Source organism: uncultured Thermanaerothrix sp., assembly GCF_938028735.1.
Lineage (GTDB): Bacteria > Chloroflexota > Anaerolineae > Anaerolineales > Anaerolineaceae > Thermanaerothrix.
Genome location: NZ_CALIMF010000011.1, coordinates 98,554 through 117,720 on the forward strand (window position 1 = coordinate 98,554; position 19,167 = coordinate 117,720).

At 61.3% G+C, this 19,167-nt stretch carries 17 protein-coding genes; 11 read left to right on the forward strand and 6 right to left on the reverse strand.

Going from position 1 to position 19,167, the window contains the following annotated elements; all coding sequences use genetic code 11:
- Positions 1-64: 64 nt before the first annotated feature.
- Genes fadR through Q0721_RS06280 form a run of 4 tightly spaced genes read left to right on the forward strand, consistent with a single transcriptional unit; the run spans position 65 to position 5,730 of the window.
- Positions 65-775: a fatty acid metabolism transcriptional regulator FadR gene (fadR, locus tag Q0721_RS06265; RefSeq protein WP_299027024.1), complete on the forward strand. Its 711-nt coding sequence runs from the start codon at positions 65-67 to the stop codon at positions 773-775.
- Positions 776-824: 49 nt separating this feature from the next.
- Positions 825-2,414 carry a glycerol-3-phosphate dehydrogenase/oxidase gene (locus Q0721_RS06270; protein ID WP_299027027.1) on the forward strand — a complete coding sequence of 530 codons (1,590 nt, stop codon included), beginning with the start codon at positions 825-827 and terminating at the stop codon, positions 2,412-2,414.
- A gap of 18 nt (positions 2,415-2,432) precedes the next feature.
- Positions 2,433-4,175, forward strand: coding sequence for an FAD-binding oxidoreductase (locus Q0721_RS06275; protein WP_299027030.1), 1,743 nt, complete (start codon positions 2,433-2,435; stop codon positions 4,173-4,175).
- Position 4,176: 1 nt separating this feature from the next.
- Positions 4,177-5,730: an FGGY-family carbohydrate kinase gene (locus Q0721_RS06280; RefSeq protein ID WP_299027033.1), complete on the forward strand. Its 1,554-nt coding sequence runs from the start codon at positions 4,177-4,179 to the stop codon at positions 5,728-5,730.
- 100 nt (positions 5,731-5,830) lie between these two features.
- On the opposite strand, the gene Q0721_RS06285 is transcribed toward Q0721_RS06280, so the two are convergent.
- Both Q0721_RS06285 and Q0721_RS06290 read right to left on the reverse strand, forming a co-directional pair.
- The gene (locus Q0721_RS06285) at positions 5,831-7,387 is read right to left on the reverse strand and encodes a phospholipid carrier-dependent glycosyltransferase (protein ID WP_299027036.1); all 1,557 of its coding nucleotides are present in this window, start codon (positions 7,385-7,387) and stop codon (positions 5,831-5,833) included.
- A complete protein-coding gene (locus tag Q0721_RS06290) occupies positions 7,384-9,429 on the reverse strand; it encodes a hypothetical protein (RefSeq protein ID WP_299027039.1) in 2,046 nt (681 codons plus the stop codon). Before Q0721_RS06290 ends, Q0721_RS06285 begins: the two co-directional genes overlap by 4 nt.
- 273 nt (positions 9,430-9,702) lie before the next feature.
- Here Q0721_RS06290 and Q0721_RS06295 point away from each other — a divergent pair, with 273 nt between their 5' ends.
- Entirely contained in the window at positions 9,703-10,416 is a 714-nt protein-coding gene (locus Q0721_RS06295) for a 2-phosphosulfolactate phosphatase (RefSeq protein WP_299027042.1), read from the forward strand.
- Here Q0721_RS06295 and fbp read toward each other — a convergent pair.
- On the reverse strand, positions 10,413-11,513 hold the full coding sequence (gene fbp, locus Q0721_RS06300; RefSeq protein ID WP_299027045.1) for a fructose-1,6-bisphosphate aldolase/phosphatase: 1,101 nt from the start codon (positions 11,511-11,513) through the stop codon (positions 10,413-10,415). The two genes, Q0721_RS06295 and fbp, sit on opposite strands and share 4 nt — an antisense overlap.
- Positions 11,514-11,835: 322 nt before the next feature.
- Here fbp and thrC point away from each other — a divergent pair, with 322 nt between their 5' ends.
- From thrC to Q0721_RS06315, 3 genes are read left to right on the forward strand one after another with little or no spacing between them, the layout of a single operon-like run.
- Positions 11,836-12,897: a threonine synthase gene (gene thrC, locus Q0721_RS06305; RefSeq protein WP_366519196.1), complete on the forward strand. Its 1,062-nt coding sequence runs from the start codon at positions 11,836-11,838 to the stop codon at positions 12,895-12,897.
- Positions 12,894-13,820 carry a homoserine kinase gene (thrB, locus tag Q0721_RS06310; RefSeq protein ID WP_299027051.1) on the forward strand — a complete coding sequence of 309 codons (927 nt, stop codon included), beginning with the start codon at positions 12,894-12,896 and terminating at the stop codon, positions 13,818-13,820. The genes thrC and thrB overlap by 4 nt, the downstream gene beginning before the upstream one ends.
- A 5-nt stretch (positions 13,821-13,825) precedes the next feature.
- A complete protein-coding gene (locus Q0721_RS06315; protein ID WP_299027054.1) occupies positions 13,826-14,461 on the forward strand; it encodes a DUF3267 domain-containing protein in 636 nt (211 codons plus the stop codon).
- On the opposite strand, the gene Q0721_RS06320 is transcribed toward Q0721_RS06315, so the two are convergent.
- Positions 14,458-14,589, reverse strand: coding sequence for a hypothetical protein (locus Q0721_RS06320; protein WP_299027056.1), 132 nt, complete (start codon positions 14,587-14,589; stop codon positions 14,458-14,460). The genes Q0721_RS06315 and Q0721_RS06320 overlap by 4 nt on opposite strands.
- 23 nt (positions 14,590-14,612) lie before the next feature.
- Between Q0721_RS06320 and Q0721_RS06325 the strand changes: the two genes are divergently transcribed.
- Genes Q0721_RS06325 through Q0721_RS06335 form a run of 3 tightly spaced genes read left to right on the forward strand, consistent with a single transcriptional unit; the run spans position 14,613 to position 16,790 of the window.
- The gene (locus Q0721_RS06325; protein ID WP_299027059.1) at positions 14,613-15,380 is read left to right on the forward strand and encodes a sulfite exporter TauE/SafE family protein; all 768 of its coding nucleotides are present in this window, start codon (positions 14,613-14,615) and stop codon (positions 15,378-15,380) included.
- Positions 15,381-15,410: 30 nt separating this feature from the next.
- Positions 15,411-16,211 carry a DUF2085 domain-containing protein gene (locus Q0721_RS06330; RefSeq protein WP_299027062.1) on the forward strand — a complete coding sequence of 267 codons (801 nt, stop codon included), beginning with the start codon at positions 15,411-15,413 and terminating at the stop codon, positions 16,209-16,211.
- A 15-nt stretch (positions 16,212-16,226) separates the two neighbouring features.
- Positions 16,227-16,790, forward strand: coding sequence for a DUF4126 domain-containing protein (locus tag Q0721_RS06335; RefSeq protein WP_299027064.1), 564 nt, complete (start codon positions 16,227-16,229; stop codon positions 16,788-16,790).
- A gap of 3 nt (positions 16,791-16,793) precedes the next feature.
- Here the strand turns inward: Q0721_RS06335 and Q0721_RS06340 are convergent, their stop codons facing one another.
- Both Q0721_RS06340 and Q0721_RS06345 read right to left on the reverse strand, forming a co-directional pair.
- A complete protein-coding gene (locus Q0721_RS06340; protein ID WP_299027066.1) occupies positions 16,794-18,140 on the reverse strand; it encodes an NAD(P)/FAD-dependent oxidoreductase in 1,347 nt (448 codons plus the stop codon).
- A 22-nt stretch (positions 18,141-18,162) separates the two neighbouring features.
- A complete protein-coding gene (locus Q0721_RS06345) occupies positions 18,163-19,149 on the reverse strand; it encodes an FAD-dependent oxidoreductase (RefSeq protein WP_299027068.1) in 987 nt (328 codons plus the stop codon).
- Positions 19,150-19,167: the final 18 nt, after the last annotated feature.

The following is a 19,167-nucleotide window of genomic DNA, read 5'->3' on the forward strand; positions in this document are numbered from 1 at the left end:
TATTTTGATGTTGGTTTTGCTATACTGTAACTGGTATGACCTCTTACCTCTTTAAGGAGAACCAATGGATCGGTCACCCCCACCGCCACGTCCTGCCGAAATTGCCGAAAATCGCCTTATTGAAGCCATTCTCAACGGCACGTTCCCTCCGGGCAGTACCCTACCCAATGAACGCGATCTAGCCACCCGCCTGGGCATTACCCGCCCCACCCTGCGTGAGGCGCTACAACGCTTGGCACGCGATGGCTGGGTCGAGATCCACCACGGGAAGCCCACCCGCGTGCGCGATTACTGGCGCGAGGGCAACCTTAACATCCTCAGTGCGCTCATCAACCACCCCGAAGTCCTCCCCCCAACGTTCATCCCAGACCTGCTGCAGGTGCGCGTGTTATTGGCACCCGCTTATTGCCGTCTGGCTTTTGAGCGTGCGCGTGACGAGGTAAAAAACCTGCTGGAAGCCTTATGTGAAGTGCCCGATGAGGCGGACGCCTTTGCTGTTGCCGACTGGCAGCTGCACCACACCCTAACCGTCCTTTCAGGCAATCCGGTGTTTACTCTCATCCTTAACGGGTTTCGCGAGCTCTACCTGACCATGGCGCAGCGCTATTTTGCTCGTGCCGCTGCCCGCGCCCGCTCGCGCGCTTATTACGAGGGTCTGCTGGAATACGCCCGCCAGAATCAACCGGAGGCGGCGGAAGCCCTGACCCGCGCCGTCATGCTGGAGAGCATCCGCTTGTGGGAAACCCTAGCCCACAACGGACATTCGGCCGCCTGATAGACATTGCTCCAGTGTTTTTCAGTCTTTTCCCCGCTCAGGAGGTTTTATGTGGTCTCGTGGTTGGCGTGATGCCATCTGGTCAGCCCTGGATCGTCCTTGGGACGTGCTGATTATTGGAGGTGGGGTAACCGGCGCCGGCCTATTGCGCCTGTGTACCCTTTACGGACTGCGTGCCTTGCTAATCGAGGCACGTGATTTCTCTTTCGGTACTTCCAGCCGCTCCTCAAAACTGGTACATGGTGGCTTCCGTTACCTGCGCAATCGGCAATTCAATGTCACCTTCGAATCGGTACGCGAACGGGAATGGTTACTGCGTGCCGCGCCCCATCTAGTAACCCCGTTATCTTTTGTTCTGCCCGTTTATCCCTACTACCGCGCCTCGCTACGGCAGTTTCAGGTAGGGGTATTAATCTACGATGGGATGGCACTGCGCTGGCAACATGGAAAACTCACCCCGCCGAGTCTGCTGGCGCGTTGCCCCTGGCTCAACCCCACCGACTTGGCCGGCGGGGTCTATTACGGCGATGCCCGGGTGGACGATTCGCGCCTGGTGCTGCGCCTATTGCGCGAGGCCGTTCAAGCCGGCGCCACCGCCCTTTCATACGCCCGTGCGGTGGCACTGCTGCGCACGTTGACGGGCCGGGTGTGTGGTGCAGTGGTACGCGACGAGGCCGACCCACAGGGACGCACCCTGGAGGTGCACGCCCGGGTGGTGATCAACGCCACGGGCCCCTGGACGGACGACCTGCGCCGAGAGGTCGGGGCGGCCCCACGCTTGCGCCGCACCCGTGGCAGCCACCTGGTCTTTCCGCAAGCCAAATTCCCACTCACCGAGGCCGTGACTTTACTGCACCCACGCGACCGCCGTGCTATGTTTGCCATCCCCTGGGAGGGGGTAACCCTGCTCGGCACCACCGACCTAGATCACCCACCAGCCTGGGAGGATCGCGAACCCTTTGCAACCGCCGAGGAGATCACCTATCTGTTGGAAGCCCTGCACGTAGTCTTCCCCAGGGTGGAGGCCGGTGAGCAGGACCTCCTCGCCACCTTCGCCGGCCTGCGCCCAATCATTCGGAGTGGTGCCGAGCATCCTTCCAAGGAATCACGTGCCCACAGCGTTTGGGACGAACAGGGGTTGATCACTATCACTGGAGGTAAACTGACCACGTTTCGCCGCATGGCTCAGGACACTTTGCGCCTGGTCGCTCCGTATTTAAATCTACGTGACGTTTCTCGCCCGCCCAGGCCCTTCTTCACCCCCGTCCCACTGGATGTGCCGGCTCCCGATCTCGATTTTGAGACCTTGGCCCATCTGGCTGGGCGCCTCGGCCCGGAACTGCCCCAATTTTTAGCCGAAACGCCCGCCGAAGAGTGGCAACCTATCCCCACCTTGCCCAATGTGTGGGCAGAAGTACGCTGGGCTGCCCGCCACGAGGGTGTGGTGCACCTGGAGGATCTGCTCCTGCGCCGGGTGCGCCTGGGATTGTTACTCCCTAACGGTGGGATGGACCATCTTGACCGCATTCGCGCCCTCGTTCAGTCTGAATTAGGATGGGAACATGCTCGCTGGGAGGCCGAGGTCAGCGCCTACCGTGAGACCTGGCAGCGCTTCTATAGCCCTTGCCCCACTGGCTAGTTTCCCCTGGAGGTTACCATGAGACCCACCCCTCTCACCATCCCGCGTTGGATTGAAAGCCCACCTCCTCCCGGTTCCTTCCGCGCCATCTTCAAATGGGGCGATCCATATACGTTCAAGCACCCCAACCACGGACTGGTACGTTTCCTGCAGGAACGTCTGGGAATCGCCTTCCACTCCGAGCCCTCCGCCGAATGGCTGGGTCTGCGCCCGCTCCCCGAGACACTTCCCATTTCCTTGGAAAGTACCCACCTGAATGCCCTGCGCGACCTGGTAGGCGAAGCGAATCTGCGCACAGATCCTTTCAGCCGAGTGCGGGCCTCCTACGGCGCGGGCATGGTAGACCAACTCCGCCTGCGTCTGGGCATCCTAGAGAACTTGCCTGCAGCGGTGCTCAGTCCCCGCACACCAGATGAGGTACAGGCCATTGTGGACTACTGCCACGCCCACCGCATCCCACTCTATGTGTACGGCGGCGGTTCCACAGTCACCCGCGGGCGCGAAGCCGTTCGGGGCGGGGTGACGCTTGATCTCAGCCGCCACCTCAACCGCATTCTGGCTCTTAACGAGACAGATCAAACCGTGACCGCCGAGGCCGGCATCCGTGGTCCCGACCTGGAAGCCGCCCTTAACCAGGCGCCTCAGCGTTTCGGGGCTCAGCGCCGTTACACCTGTGGACACTTTCCCCAATCCTTTGAATACTCCAGCCTGGGAGGGTGGGTGGTGACCCGTTCGGCCGGACAGAATTCCACTTATTACGGCAAGATCGAAGACCTAGTACTGGCGCAGGAATACGCCACGCCGGCCGGACGACTACGGACACCCCCCTATCCGCGCGCGGCCATCGGGCCTGACTTAGATCAGATTATGATCGGCAGTGAAGGGGCCTACGGGGTTCTGCTGAACGCCACTTTGCGCATTTTCCGTTACCGACCCGAAACCACGCGGCGCTTCGCCTTCTTCTTCAAATCCTGGGAGCAAGGTCAGGCCGCTCTGCGCGAGATCATGCAGGACGAGGCTGGCGCCCCTTCGATCTTCCGGCTTTCAGACGGGGATGAAACCGAGGTAGCCATGCACATGTACGGCCTGACCAGCACGCCCTTGGATGGGTTGTTGGCCCGGCTGGGCTACCGCCCCCGAGAGCGTTGCCTGCTCATTGGCTCTTGCGATGGTGAACGGGGGTTCAGCGCCCATCTCCAGCGTCGCGTCCATGCAATCTGCAGGGACTACGGTGCACTTAACCTCAGTCCGCTACCGATCACCCAACGCTGGGAGCGTGAGCGTTTTCGCGACCCCTACCTGCGCGAGGACCTCCTGGATTTCGGCATCATTATTGATACGCTTGAATGTGCGGGCACCTGGACACAACTTCCGATCACCTACCAAACTGTACGCGCCACCGCTCAGGCACACAAGGTGCCTTTGATCATGACTCACATCTCCCATGTTTATCCTCAAGGCGCCAATCTCTACTTTATCTTCATCCTCCCCTACACCTCCATCCCCGATTATCTGGAGGTACAATATGCCCTGATTGAGGCTATGCAAGCGAGCGGCGCGGCGGTAAGCCACCACCACGGGGTTGGCAAACAGACCGCCCCCTGGCTAGTGAAACAACTGGATCCCACTGCAATGGGGGTGCTGCGCGCACTGAAGGACTACTTTGATCCACACCACATTCTTAACCCCGGGGGCACCCTGGGGTTGGATATGACCCCCGAGCAAGCCACCCAACATTGGGGCAAGGCCCAGGGAGGGTAGGATGAGCGAACCGACACTGCTGGCCATTGATATGGGCACCCAGAGCGCCCGCGCGCTCCTTTTTGATTTGCAGGGCAATCTGCTGGCCAAAGGCCAGCAAAAGATCCAACCCTACTACTCCCCCGCACCTGGTTGGGCCGAACAGAACCCTGAGGTTTTCTGGCAGGCTATAAGTTCTGCCTGCCAAAAGTTGTGGCAGCAACCCGGCGTGGATAAGGCCAGCATCTGCGGGGTGGGGTTGACCACTCAGCGCGCCACCGTAATCAACCTGGATCGTGACTTGCGTCCGTTGCGCCCGGCCATCGTATGGATGGACCAGCGGCGCACGCCCGGGCTCAAGCCCATCGGCGGGCTGTGGGGGCTGGCCTTTCGCCTTAGCGGGATGACCGCCACGGTCAATTACCTGCAGGCGGAGGCGGAAGCCTCGTGGATTCGCACCTATCAGCCAGAGATCTGGACCCAAACCCATAAATACGCTCTGCTCTCCGGTTATCTCACTTACCGCCTGGTGGGCGAACTGGTGGATTCGACCGGCTGCCAGGTGGGTTACCTGCCCTTCGACTACAAAAAGCAGGATTGGGCCGCTGCTTGGGATTGGAAATGGCAAGTGGTGCCATTGCCGCGCGAAGCCCTGCCGCCGTTGCGTCGCCCGGGCGAGGTGCTGGGGTACATTACCCTCGCTGCCGCCGAGGCCACCGGCATCCCGGCAGGATTGCCACTGATCGCCACCGCGGCTGACAAGGCCTGCGAAGTGCTAGGCAGTGGCTGTCTAACCCCCGATCTGGCCTGCCTGAGTTACGGCACTACTGCTACCATTAACGTTACCTCACAACGCTACCTCGAAGTCACCCCACTACTTCCGCCTTACCCCTCCGCTGTGCCCGGCGCCTACAGCCTGGAAGTGCAGGTGTACCGCGGCTATTGGATGGTAACTTGGTTCCGCAGTCAGTTCGGCCAGCCCGAAGAAGCGGAGGCGCGCGAGCAGGGTCAGGAACCCGAAACCCTTTTTGACCGCCTGGTCAATGCTGTGCCGCCAGGCTCCGATGGGTTGATCCTACAACCTTACTGGTCGCCAGGGCTGAAGGAACCGGGGCCGGAGGCACGCGGTGCAGTGGTCGGCTTTCGTGATCTGCACACCCGCGCCCACCTCTACCGCGCCATTCTGGAGGGAGTGGCCTATGCCCTGCGTGAAGGGAGTGAGCGCATTGTGCGGCGCACCCGCGTGCCGATCCGCGAGTTACGCGTGGCAGGGGGCGGTAGCCAAAGCGAAGCAGCCATGCAACTGACCGCCGACATCTTCGGCCTGCCAGCTGCCCGCCCGCACATTTACGAAGCCTCGGGGCTGGGCGCTGCAATCGTAGTAGCCGTAGGGCTGGGACTGCATCGCGATTTCAGCGCCGCCGTGCATGCCATGACCCGTCCAGGCAAACACTTTAAGCCCATCCCGGAGCACCATCGGCGCTACAACGCGCTGTATCATCGCATCTACCGCCGTCTCTACGACCGTCTCCGCCCACTTTACGCCGAGATGGAGGAGATCGAGAGAGGCCTATAAACGATTGCTACGCGGTCCTTCTTTGGTCGGGAACGCAGGGGCTTCCTGCCGCCATGCAAGGATCAAATGCTGGCCGTGCGCCCGGTGCTATTCCCAGTTTTTATCTCATCGTTCCATATACCCATACAAAGTCCACCACCCGCGGCTCACCCAAGCCAGCGGTGACCTCGCTCAGGTAAGCAGGATCGCCATGACGATGCAAATCGAATAACACCAGGATGGCCTGCCCTGCCCGAATGCGCGTTTTCATCTCAGCCAAATCCTCCGCGTAATCTGGGCGAAGCCGTGCCTGCACCGGATTCATCGGCGTGGGCAGGGGCAAGCAGGGGCGTTCGACATACAGATGGATGGCGGCCGGACGATCACTATACACGTACTTGCCTGCCGGGTACTGCCGGAGCAAATCCCACAAGCGCGTGGTCTGTATTTCGCGATGAGCCAAACCCAGCCCCTCCTGGCGCAGAGTTTGCCCTTGAACCACGCCATCCCACACCAACAACGGCAATCCTACCCCTATGCCTACGAGGGCAGCCAGACGCACCCCACGGGCGGGGCGCTGCAAAAGCCACCCCAGAGCCACCATGCTCAAGGCCAGAAGGGTAAGGTAAAGGGGCGCCAAGATGCGATCGTCCAGGGGGGTGCTAGCATCCAGCAGGCTGATAGAAGCGATCAGAAAGCCCCAGTAGATTCCGCCAAACAGCACCGGCGCCAACCAGCGTGGCAGCGCTGCCTTCGGTTGCCGGCCCATGCGCCACATCCCCACCCCAATCCCAACCACGAGGGCCAGGCTGGCCAGCAACCCCAGCGCCGAGAAGAGACTCCCTAGCGGCGGGAACAGGCGGATCAGCCAATCCGGGGCCAGAGCGTTCAAACTGTTTTGCAATCCATATCGCAGAGTTTCCAGAGCAATTGGGTGCCAGGCAACCTGACGATTGCCCAGCGCCGTATCCACCCGCCAGGTGTAGAAAGTCCACAACGCAGGCAAGGGGAGCGCCCCGATCAACCAACGCTGCAGATCCTTGCGGCGACGTTGCTCGCGCCAGGCATATCCCAACAGTAGCAACCCAAACGTCACTAACAGCGTTGCACCTGCATATCGCGTCAGGTAAGCCAGGCTCGCCAGAAGCCCATTCAACCCAGCCCAGTACGGGCGCGGTTGGTCTTGGTAAATCGCCCAGATGATAAACGCCAGCAGAAAGAAAGTCAAAAATAGAGGTTCACTCAACACATACGCATGCAGGTTCAACCCCCAATCCGAAAAAGCCCATAGCGCGGCCGCCAGCAGGGCCAGGTCCTGCCTTCGCCCCAATAAACGCACCCACCCGCCCAATAGGAAGATATTGAGGCCAAAGAGCATCGGCATCAGCCCTCGCACCGCCACCAGAGGATCACTTCGGCTCACCAGCGCTGCCAGCATCAGCGTCAGTGAGAAGAGGGGCGGAAAATGGGTGATCGGCTTTAGCCCCAAGTCACCCGACAGACGCATATAGCCTTTTCCAGCCAGCAAATTGCGCGCTCCGCTGACGTATACTGCCGAATCGTTGACCAGCCCCATCCCATAGGGGGTTGAGGTGGAGAGCCACAGTCCCCCTATGACGCTGAGGAGCACCAATCCCCCAACGAAGAAAACCCAGGTTTTCCCGCGGAGCGCGTTCATGGGGATGCGGTTCCTCCCACCTCTTTGACCACGCAAAAAACCGCCCCTGCGCGCCCCACCGTGTAGCGCACTGGATCCTCCGGGTGGTGGGTCAAATCCTGATTGTAGCGGGTGATGAGCAATAACAGACTGCCTGGGTAGGTGGTGTCGTCGGCCGGGTCAAAGCCTTGCACAGTCACTGCCGGATCCGCATAGCGGCGCGCAATCTGGGATTGACGCAGGACAAAAAGGGTCACCGGATGAGTCCTGGCCTCCGCATTGACCAGGCGTAGAGTCTCTTTGTAACACGTCAGCCAATAGTCGGTCTCGTAACGGCGAAATGCCCCTCCTACCCCGCCGATGAACGCGTTGTAGTAAGTATACGGATAGGGATGCAGGCGCACCAGGCCAATCACCCCCGGCAAGAGCACCAGCACGCCCAGCCCCAAACGCTGCCACGTCTGGCGCAAACGCCCAAACAGCGCATCCAGACCCAACCCGGCTAGCAGAAAAAGCGGCGGCAGCAAGAAGAGAAAGTGACGGTATCCGTCGTACATGGGTGGTTGGCGCCATAAGACGTAGGCCAGGGGCAGACCAACCCAAAGGAGAACAATCAAAAAGGAGCGCCACTCCAGACGCCGCTGCCAGAAATGCATCAGTGCTACCCCCAGCCCAAGTGCCAGTAACGGGAAGACCGGCTCGGTCAGGGTCAGCCCCAACAACATCGGCAGGTAACTCCGCGGGAGCTGATTGGAAGGATACACCTGCCCGTTGAAGAGCACCGGTAGGATGTGTGGATTATTTGCCATGTGACGGGCCACTTCGATCCATCGGGCCAGGGGATGATCCCAGAGGAACGGCCAGGTCATGTAAGTCACCCCCGCCGCTATCAGACCGTAGGCCAGCAGGGGTTTCCAACTGCGCGGGTAGGGCTGAAGGAGAAAGTAAAGCACCACCAATGCGCCAGCCAACGGTCCCAACACCCGAACCGAGGTCAGCAACCCGAGGGCCAGCGCCGCCGCGCCCAGGCGCCAGCCCACCTTGCGCCACTGCCAAGGCACGCCGAGTGGCCAGCGCCATTGTGGCCAGGTGGGCAAGGGGGTCAGACGGGCATACAAGGCATGTCCCAGGCGCCGCATTCCTACCGGCCAGATCAGCCCCGCGAGTGCATGGAGCACCAACGGTGTGCTCAGCACGGTCAATCCCGTGCGCAGGCGCACAAAGAGCACCCAAGCCTTGCGAACATAAGCCTCCGGTGGCGTCTCGGGTGCACGGGCGGCCACCCAGAGGAACCCCCGCCCCAGCAAGCTATCCGGTGCTGCCTGATACGCCGCTAGTACCAAGGCGCGAATTCCCTCCCGGATCGGCGCTGCCACGAGATAGGTAAGCAACACTATACCCCCTACCACCAGCACCATCACCCGCCACGGTGTCCGTCGCCGCGGGGTGACACCTTTCCTCGGCAGCACTTCCTCGGTGGGAGCCACAGAAGTGGGTGACTTTAAATGATCCACCAGGGTCAGCCCACTTTCCACGGTTAGGATGAAGAAAACCATGAACGGCATATCCTTGGGGTTGATGAACCCATGCCCCCACACCACAGGCTGAGTGGCGAAGAGCGCAGCAGCCCCCAACGCCGCTCCGGGACGCATCCAGCGACGCGCCAGTTTGTAGAAGACCCCAACGCCGATCTGCAGGGTAAGGAAATTGACCAGGTGCCACCATTCATCCCGATGCACACCGGTCATGGGCAACTGGCGCAGAACATCCACCAACGGACGTGCCAGCAGAAGGTAAGCCGGCCCATAATACTTGTGGTCGCTAGCGCTCGGCCCGTAGGCGTTCTCAAGGTCAAAATTCCCGCTCAGGCGCGCCGAGATGGAGTAGGCGTAATCCACCGCATCGCCATAGGCATAATACAGCGGCTCATCCCAAGCAAAGCCGAAGTCATCAAACGTGAAGAGAGCAATCACCAGGTTGAGCAGGATTAACCCCAGCAGCCCGCGGCGAGCGGGATCGTGCGAGATGAAAGAAGGGCTGGTAAAAACCTTAGGTCTATCCACGGTCTCAGAGGAGCTACACACAGGGAATGTGTTTGAATTTTACAACAACTTATGGCCTTGCTTGAAGCCGCTACCCCATTTTTTGGGCAGGACATTTTGGAATGACCTTCGCGCTGGCAAACCTGTACTGGACGCCTGCCGAGAGGGGTGGGGAAGCGCACTTACGCAACACAACGAGCAACCCACTAACACTTTTGGCGCTCCCCTTCTGATACAACCACCCGGGCTATAATAGGCGTGTGCCAAAATTCCGTTGCCTCGGGAGACTTGCTCATGCACCATCTTCCCTTCACCTTTCGGCGCGCCACTCTTGAAACCTGCACCCAAGCCACCGGCACCGTGGTGGTCATTGACGTTTTGCGCGCCTTCAGCACCGCTGCCTATGCCTTTGCCGCCGGCGCTGAACGCATTTTGCTGGTTGGCGAGGTAGAGGAAGCGTTGGCCCTTAAGCAGCGCTTGCCCGGCGCCCTGATCATCGGCGAGGTCAATGGTTTCAGCGTGCCGGGGTTTGATTTTTGCAACTCACCCACTCAAATAGTCAGCCAGGATCTGTATGGGCGCACGCTCATCCAGCGCACCACCGCTGGCACGCAGGGGGTCGTGCGCAGCTGGCAAGCACAGCACCTCCTGGCCGCCTCCCTCTGCAACGCCCGCGCAACTGCCGAATATCTGCGTCGCCTGGCGCCCACCGTCATCACCTTCGTCATCACCGGTCAGCACGCTGAAGGGGGTGGAGAAGAGGATGCCGCCTGCGCCGACTACATCGAGGCGCTGTTAAGCGGCCAACATCCCGCCCCCGAGCCCTTCATTCAGCGGGTGCGCGAATCCCCCACTGCGCGTAAATTCCTGGCCCTTGGCAGCCCCGATTTTCCGCCCTCGGACCTGGAGTACTGCACCGCCGTTGATCGCTTTGCCTTCGCTATGGTGGTGAGCCGCACAGGGGATCTCTTCGTACTGCGGGCAATCCCACCCTCCGCACAGTCCTAATCCTCCAACGCTTGCCAGCGTTCGGCCAGTCGTGCCATCACCTCGGGCAGGGTAGTGTATTCCATCGCCTCCATTGGCAAGCGGTGGGGCTCAAATGGCCCATGCTGGCGCAAAGCATCTGCCAGTACGTTGCACAACCGCCGCGCCTCGTCGAAACCCGGATCATCAAACAAATCGCGCGGGCCGATCAAGCGCCCTTCAGCCAGTTGGAAGCCCAGCGCGATTACGCGCGGCGGCCCATCAAAGCGGCTGGGCGTGGCATGACGCACCGGCACTGGCATTAACGGGCCGTAGTGCGAACCGCGCATCCAGCCCTCGACAATATGGGGTAGTGTAAAAGGTTCGAGCACCTCCCCCACCGCTGGAAATTCACCCTGACAGCGCACAATGCACACCGGATCATCCTTGCCCACATACTTGCCAGCAATCAGGGCCAAGCGCTGGGTGGAAGAAACGGCCGCAATGGTGCCGTGTTTGGTATAGACTGCCTTGACCATATAGCGCCCTGCCGCCCCAATGAAAACCAGCAGGTCATAAGCCTCCTCGGGGGTATCGAAAACGATGCGCCGATGCTCGAGCACATCATGGACCTCGAAGCGAAAGCCCGCGTGCATACTGGGTGAGATAACCAGCCCCGCCGTGTTGAAAGGATCGGCGAACATCTTGTACAGCGGCAAATTCCATGCCCCGGCGGAGGTTTTATCGGCCATGAAGATGACCACCGGCTCGGAGGGTCGTTCCTCAAAGGTCATTTCAGCGACGCCCGGCCCCATACCGCGCACATTACCCGAGAACGCATCGGCCAGCAGGTCCTGCCCGGCGCCATAAAGTTTGAGCCGCCGCGCTACTTCGGTGCAGGCCTTAAAGACATCCCAGGCGAGGTGGTGAATCTCCGGATGATCAGTGCTATGGCGATGGGTGAGAATAAGTTGTAAATCATCCCCGCAGGCGGTGACGTAAAAATCCAGGAGCAGGCCTTTGGCCTGCGCCTGTGCCAGCAAAGTACGCGCTTCCTCCAGCAGGGCTTCGTGGCAGGCGGAATGCCCCACAAAACCACCCACATCCGCCTTAATCACACTTAACGTTAACGTTGCCATGGCGCCCTCCCTTCATTCAGGTTACACGGCAACGATGGTGGCAAGCACGACGCAATTCTTATTAACATTATGGCACGATGGAAGATGGGATTCAATCCTTAAAACCCATATTTGCAAGGCGTCAACATCCACGCTCCCTACTCAGGCCTTGGCGCGGGGTACTTTCCAAAGGTTTCGCTTGGATTTCGAGTCCCCCCCACCTCTATTAAACGAAAATCTTGCTCTTATGAGGCCTACTGAAACAAGGTCATCTTTTCGTTTTTGGGTATAATCAATCCAATCCCCCATGGCACCCTACTGACCGCTGAGGTCTATCATGGAAATGCCCTACTCTGGCTTGCTGCACCGCTACCGAGACTGGCTAGACCTGCCGACTCATACCCGCCCCGTCTCGCTATTAGAAGGTAATACCCCTCTGATCCCCATGCCGCGCCTGGCCGAAGAACTCGGCGGCGGCTTTGAACTTTATGTTAAGTACGAAGGGCTGAATCCCAGCGGCTCGTTCAAGGACCGCGGGATGACGGCAGCCATCAGCGAGGCACTCGGGCGTGGGGTGCACGCGGTGATCTGCGCCTCTACCGGCAACACCGCCGCCTCAGCCGCGGCCTATGCCGCCCGCGCCGGCTTACGGGCCATTGTGCTCATCCCCCAGGGCAAAGTAGCCCTGGGCAAACTGGCCGGGGCACTCGCTTACGGTGCCGAAGTCATTCAGATCGAGGGCTCCTTCGATGACGCCCTGGCACTGGTGGTCGAGATCAGTCAGAAATACCCCATCGCGCTGGTCAATTCACTCAACCCCTACCGCCTGGAAGGCCAGAAAACCGCCGCCTTTGAGATTTGCGATACCCTCGGCGCCGCACCCGATTGGCTGTGCCTACCGGTGGGCAATGCCGGCAACATCACCGCTTACTGGATGGGCTTTCGTCAATACCACGCCAGGCGGGAGAGCGGCTTGCCACGCCTTCTGGGCGTGCAGGCCGCCGGTGCGGCCCCGCTGGTTCGGGGGCACCCGGTCGAAAAGCCTGAGACAGTCGCCACGGCCATCCGCATCGGGCGACCGGCGCGCGGTGAACAGGCCTTGCAAGCCGCCGAAGAATCGGGGGGGCGCATTATTGCCGTCACCGATGACGAAATCCTGGCTATGCAACGCCGCCTGGCGTCCCATGGGGTATGGGTCGAACCGGCTTCGGCTGCCGGATTGGCCGGCCTGGCCCATGAGATTGCCGCCGGCCGCCTCAACCCCCGCGGGCAACGCATCGTGGCCGTGTGCACTGGCCACGGCCTCAAAGACCCCGATATTGTCACCCGCTGGAGCACACCCCCGCGCACCTTGCCGGCCAACCTACAAGCGCTGACCGAGGCATTACTGGCAGAGGCGGCATGAGTGAGCCCTGGATCCACGTACGCGTGCCGGCCACCACGGCCAACCTTGGGCCCGGTTTTGACACCTTGGGCCTAGCGCTCGATCTATGGAACGAGGCTTGGGTGCGCCCAGCACCCAGCGTGCAGGTACGCGTCTTTGGTGAGGGCGTGGCATTGCCCCTTGAGGCGAACCGCATGGTGCAGGCCATCCATTATTTTTATCAGCGCGTGGTTGGGCACGCCCCTCCGCCTTTAGAAATCGTGCAGTACAATCGCATCCCTTTGAGCTCAGGGCTGGGTTCCAGCGCTGCCGCCGCGCTGAGCGGATTGCTGGCCGCTGGTGCCCTCAGTGGTCATCTCCCGGATACTGCAACCTTGCTACGCCTGGCTACCGACCTGGAGGGGCACGCCGATAACGCCGCCGCGGCGTTGTTAGGCGGGTTGGTGGTCGTAATTAGCGAAGGAGATGACCTGTTCACCCACCGCTTTACCCCGGCGCCCTGGCAGGTTGCGATAGCGCTGCCAAACGTTGCTCTCTCCACAGCAGCAGCCCGCGCCGCGCTGCCTCGGCAAATCCCCCTGGAGCAAGCCGTCTATAACTTGGGGCGCACGGCGCTGGTGGTGCAGGCACTCCTGCAAGGAGATTTGACCCTGCTGCGCCGGGCCATGCGCGACCGTCTCCATCAGCCCTATCGTTTACCGCTCATCCCCGGCGCTGCAGATGCGATCGAGCGCGCGGTTCATCACGGCGCTGCAGCCGCCCTCTCCGGCGCCGGGCCAAGCGTGATTGCCTTTGCTCATTCCGAGATCGCCGTCATTGCCAATGCGATGCAAGCGGCCTTCCGTTCCGCCGGCGTGGACACCCGCACCTGGACACTTGCTCTCAGCCCGAGCGGTGCCACCTGGGCCTGGATCGAGGCCCCGACCATCCCCTCTATGGAATAGAGACTATGCGTGCTTTTCGCGACCTCCCTCCCAACTATCGCCCGTATGGCGAGCTCAACCTGGATAACTCACGCTTGCTCTTGGTGATGAATTTGCTGGGTCTGGGCTTATTGGTCGCAGCGGGTGGGCTATTTGCGATGCTGATCAACGCCCTGCGCCCGCACACGGGCGAATTTGTCTGGATCGTGTGGGGTGGCAACACGATATCGACGATCGGCCAGGTTGTGGCGCTGGTCGGGCTATTGCTCTTAATGATTGTCCTTCATGAGGGCTTTCATGGCCTGGCGTTTTGGTTCTTCACCCATGATCGCCCACAGTTTACCTTCAAGGGCTGGTATGCCTCGGCCTCGGCACCAGGCTGGTACTTCACCCTCCCCGCTTATGCCTTGATCGGACTGCTTCCTCTGTTCGGGATTAGCCTGCTGGGGTTAGCGGCGGTGTTACTTGTGCCCGAATCCTGGGTGGTGCCTCTATGGGCGTTTATGACCATCAACGCCGCCGGCGCCGTCGGCGACCTCCTGATGGTTGGCTGGGTGCTGCGCCTACCCCGCGGTGCATTGGTGCAGGATTTTCATACTCGTACCGTGGCGTATGTGCCCCAATCCGTCCCGCCCACGCCCGAACATGTACCCAGCCGCTAAAACGGGGCGGCTTCGCCGGACAAGCGCCCGGACACGAGCACCGTCACTCCCTGGATGTACCCCTGCCAATGCAAAGCCGGCCAAGCGGCAACACGTGTGGTATCATAGGCGCGGTTAACCTCGTGCATTCCCTTTTATTGAGGCCTCTTCCGTGGACTGGCTGTCTTACCTCAGCATTACCCTGGCCGCGGTAGCTGCTGGGGCGGTCAATGCCCTGGCGGGCGGCGGCACGCTAATCACCTTCCCAACGCTGATGGCTGTGGGCATACCAGCGGTGGTCGCCAATGTCACGAACACGGTGGCCTTACTACCGGGTTATTTGGGCGGCACCTGGGCGCAACGGACCGACCTCCAAGGGCAGAGGCGGCGCCTGCAAGTGCTCCTACCTGCCGCACTGGCGGGCGGCCTAGTCGGGGGATTGTTGCTCCTGCTCAGCGGCGAACGGCTCTTTCGTGCCCTCGTGCCCTATCTAATTCTCTTTGCCTCGCTCTTGCTGGCGGTGCAAGATGAAATCCGCAAGCGGGTATTTTCCACCTCTGGCGAGGCCAACCCGCCCGCTCGCTCGCGCGAAGCGCTGGCGGTCTTACCCGTGTTCCTGGCCGCCATTTACGGGGGCTACTTCGGCGCCGGACTGAGCGTGATCCTGCTGGCCGTGCTGGGATTGGTGCTGGAAGATACGCTCACCCGCCTCAACGCGCTCAAACAGGGGCTTTCGCTGGCCACCAACCTCACCGCGGCGCTGTACTTCATTTTCTCCGGACGAGTCTTGTGGCCGGCGGCGCTGGTCATGGCCGGTGGGGCACTGCTGGGGGGCATGCTGGGGGGCCTCCTGGCCGGACGGGTCAAACCTATTGTCTTGCGCTGGCTGGTGGTGAGCATCGGCTGTATCGTGGCCGCCATTTACTTCGTGCGCGGGTAACCTTGCCCCTACCCGTGCTAAAATACCCTTATGAGATCGTCTTTCTGGCGGGCACTCACGCGCCCAGCGCTGGTAGCGGCGTTCCTAGGCGTGCTGACGGCTTGGGCGTGGTTCACCCCACCGGGCTTACTGGGCAAAGCCGATGCCATCGGTTACGCCGTCTGCCACCGCAGTCCGGCACATTCGTTTTTTGTGGGAGAGACGCAACTGCCCCTGTGCGCCCGTTGTAGCGGCACCTTTTTGAGCGCCCTCATCGGCATGGTCTTCCAACTACAGCGGGGGCGGCGTAGTCTGTTCCCACCCCGCCCCCTGCGCTGGGGGGTGGTGGCTTTAGTCGCCTTTTTTGTCCTCGATGGGGTTAATTCCTTCCTCAGCCTGCTGCCGGGCGCACCTGCACTCTATCCGCCGCAGAATATCCTACGCCTGGTCAGTGGTAGTGGTTTCGGCACTGCATTGGCCGTCTTATTTTATCCGTTTCTCAATCAAATCCTGTGGGTACAGCCGATCCCAGAACCAGCCCTGGCTACGCCACGGCAGGGGTTGGGACTGTTCGCCGTTGTCGCTTTAGGCGCATTGGGAATTTACGCGCGCTTGCCCGGACTGACCCTTCCTCTAGCACTGCTCAGTGCTGCCGGGGTTCTGCTGCTACTGAGCCTGTGTTACACCCTGCTGTGGGTGATCATGTTCCGGCGCGAGGGCACGTTCCACAACTGGCGCTCAGCGCGCTGGTTCCTGCTGGCCGGGCTGACCACCGCCTGGCTACAAGTGGCTCTGGTGGATGCGGTGCGCTATGGCCTTACTGGCACCTGGGCCGGCTTTGCCCTCCCCTGAGGAGAAAGGAAGGGAATGATGGAAGTCCTGGGTATTCTCTCGGCATTCGGCCTTTCCGCCAGCGCGGGGCTGAACGCCTACATCCCGCTGCTGGTGGTGGCACTGCTCGGGCGTTTCACCAACCTCATTACCCTGCGCCCACCCTGGGATACGCTCAGCAACGGCTGGATTATCGCTCTGCTGGTGCTACTGGCGCTCATCGAATTCTTCGCTGATAAAATCCCCGCCGTTAATCACCTGAATGACCTTCTCCAGACTTTTGTGCGCCCGACGGCCGGTGCCATCGTTTTTGCCGCCAGCGCCAACGTCATCACCGAGATTCACCCCGTGCTGGCACTGGCGCTGGGGCTGCTGGTGGCAGGAGGCGTGCACGCGACCAAGGCCCTGGCCGTGCGCCCGGCGGTCACCGCTACCACGGGCGGAGCGGGTAACGTGCCGATCAGCCTTCTGGAAGACCTCACCGCGGCGCTGGTTTCCATTCTTGCGGTGGTAGTACCCGTTGTAATTGCCTGTGGGCTGATCGTCGTCACCTCATGGATAGTGTTTCGATTTTACCGGCGGGCCAAGCAAGCCACCTAGCCCTCACACCCCATAACCATCTAACGCCGCCCGCACCAGATCGCTTGCCGTCGGGTAAGCCGGCGCCCAGTGCGCTAAGTGCTCGACCGTGGCCCCCGCCTGTAGTGCCAGGCTCAAAGCATTGATCACCTCAACGGCAGGGCTGCCCAGCGCCGCCGCGCCCAACAGGCGCCCACTGGATGCCTCGGCCACAATTTTGAGCATCCCCTGCAGATGATTCGCCAAATGCGCCTTGAGTGTCTGAGCCGCCTCAGCGCGCAAGACCGTAACCACAAACCCCTGCCGACGGGCTTCCTCCTCACCCAGACCGACCTGGGCCACCGGCGGATCGCTGTAAATGGCCTCGACTGCCACCGCGGCGTCCCGGGCCGGGGTAGGCAAGCCCAAAGCATGGCGCACGGCCACCCGCGCTTGTGCCTGCGCCCGGTTGACAGTGTAGGGTGGGCCGGCCACATCCCCAACGGCGTAAATATGGGCTTGCGTGGTGCGCCCATAGTCATCCACAACCACCCCCTGGCGAGTCGCTTCTATGCCGGCGGCCTCCAGATTCAGCCGCTCGGTATCCGCGCGCCGTCCAATCGCAATGAAGGCGTGGCTACCTTCCAGAGTGCGCCCATCGCGCAGCCTTACCCGCACCCCTTGCCCCGCGCTCTCGGCAGCCTCCACCGGGGCATTGGGGTAAAGTGCAACCCCGCGCTGGGCCAGGCTCGCTGCAAAAGCCGCCGCCACTTCCGCATCCACACGCGGCAGAAAAGTGGGCAGGTCAGTCACCCAAGTAACCGCTACCCCCATTTGACTGAAAAACGAGGCGTACTCACTTCCGGTCACCCCGCCGCCGATCATAATCAGATGCTCAGGCCAAGTGGTCAGGTTCACCATTGCGCGTGGCGCCAGCAGGCGCTGACCATCCGGTTTGAGGTGGGGCAGGAAGATCGGCTCGGAACCAGTGGCCAGAATTGCTCGCTCAAAATTCAGGCGTTCGCTGCCTCCATCGGCAAAGTCCACGCGCAGGGTGTAGGGATTCTCAAAACTTGCCACGGCTGAGAGCAAGCGCACCCCGGCTTGATCCAGCGCGTGGTGCTGGCGCTGGCTCTGTGCCTCGGCCTGAGCGCGAATGCGCTCACGCAGCGCCCCTAAATCCGGGCGGTCCAGCATTGCCCCCCAGGATTGGGCGGCGCTGCGGGCTTCGGCGGCACCCAAAAAAACCTTGCTGGGCACTAGGCTATGCCAGGTGGCCCGCCCTCCCAAATGCGTCGCCTCCACAAGGGTTACTTGCGCCCCTAAGCGGGCTGCCTCTAAAGCGGCGGTGACCCCCGCCGGGCCACCGCCGATGATGACGATATGGGTCATGGTGCCCCTCCAGGTCGAGGGATTATTTCGACCAATCCACGGCCAATTTTTCGCGCCCGCGCAGCCGTTTCTCCACCGCCATGGCAGCAATGGCCCCTTCTGCCGCCGCAACCACGGCCTGCTTGACGTGGTTGCACAGCACATCCCCTACCGCGAAGACGCCCGGGATGGCGGTTTGGAATTCGCGGTCCACGATCAGACAACCGGTTTCACTCAGCGGCAGTTGCCCCTGCAAGAAGTCCGTAATTGGTTGACCGCCCTGCAAATAGATGAAGGCACCGCTTACCGGTAGGGTTTGCTCGGGCTGTCCGCGCTGACGGAAGCGCACCCCCTCCACGCGCTCCTCGCCCAGGATTTCTTTCAGCACCGCGCCGGGGTAGAAGGTGACCTTGGGGTGGTGAAGGAGTTCCTCAGCCAGGTCGGCAGGGGCTTTCAGATCCGGTGTAGGCGAGAGGAAGTGCACGCGGCGCACAAAGCGGGTGAGGAAGAGCGCCTCCTCGATGGCTTCGTCGTTATTGCCCGCCACCACCACTTCCTGATCGCGGAAGAAAGCGGCATCGCAGGTAGCGCAGTAGGAAACGCCGCGCCCCAACAGGCGATCCTCGCCGGGCACGCGGTTGCCACGCCCCATAGAGCCGGTAGCGATGATCACCGCCCGTGCCAGGTAAGTGCCGTTATTGCCGTAGAGCACCTTGGGATCACGCTCCAGTTCGCAACCTTGGATCTTATCCTGGACGAACTCAGCCCCAAACTGCTGGGCCTGCTGCCGCATACGCCGTAGCAGTTCGGCACCGCTGATCTCCTCGGGAATGCCCGGGTAATTGGCAATTTTACTGGTGATACCCAGGGCGCCAGCGGTCAAGCCTTTATCAATAACCAACGTTTTGAGGTTGGCACGGGCGGTATAGATGGCCGCTGTGGTTCCCGCCGGCCCACCCCCAATGATCGCCACATCGTAAACGGTTTCCTCTTGGTGGGTGGGAAATTCCAATCCAAACTCCAAGCCCATGCCCAACCTCCTCTTCTC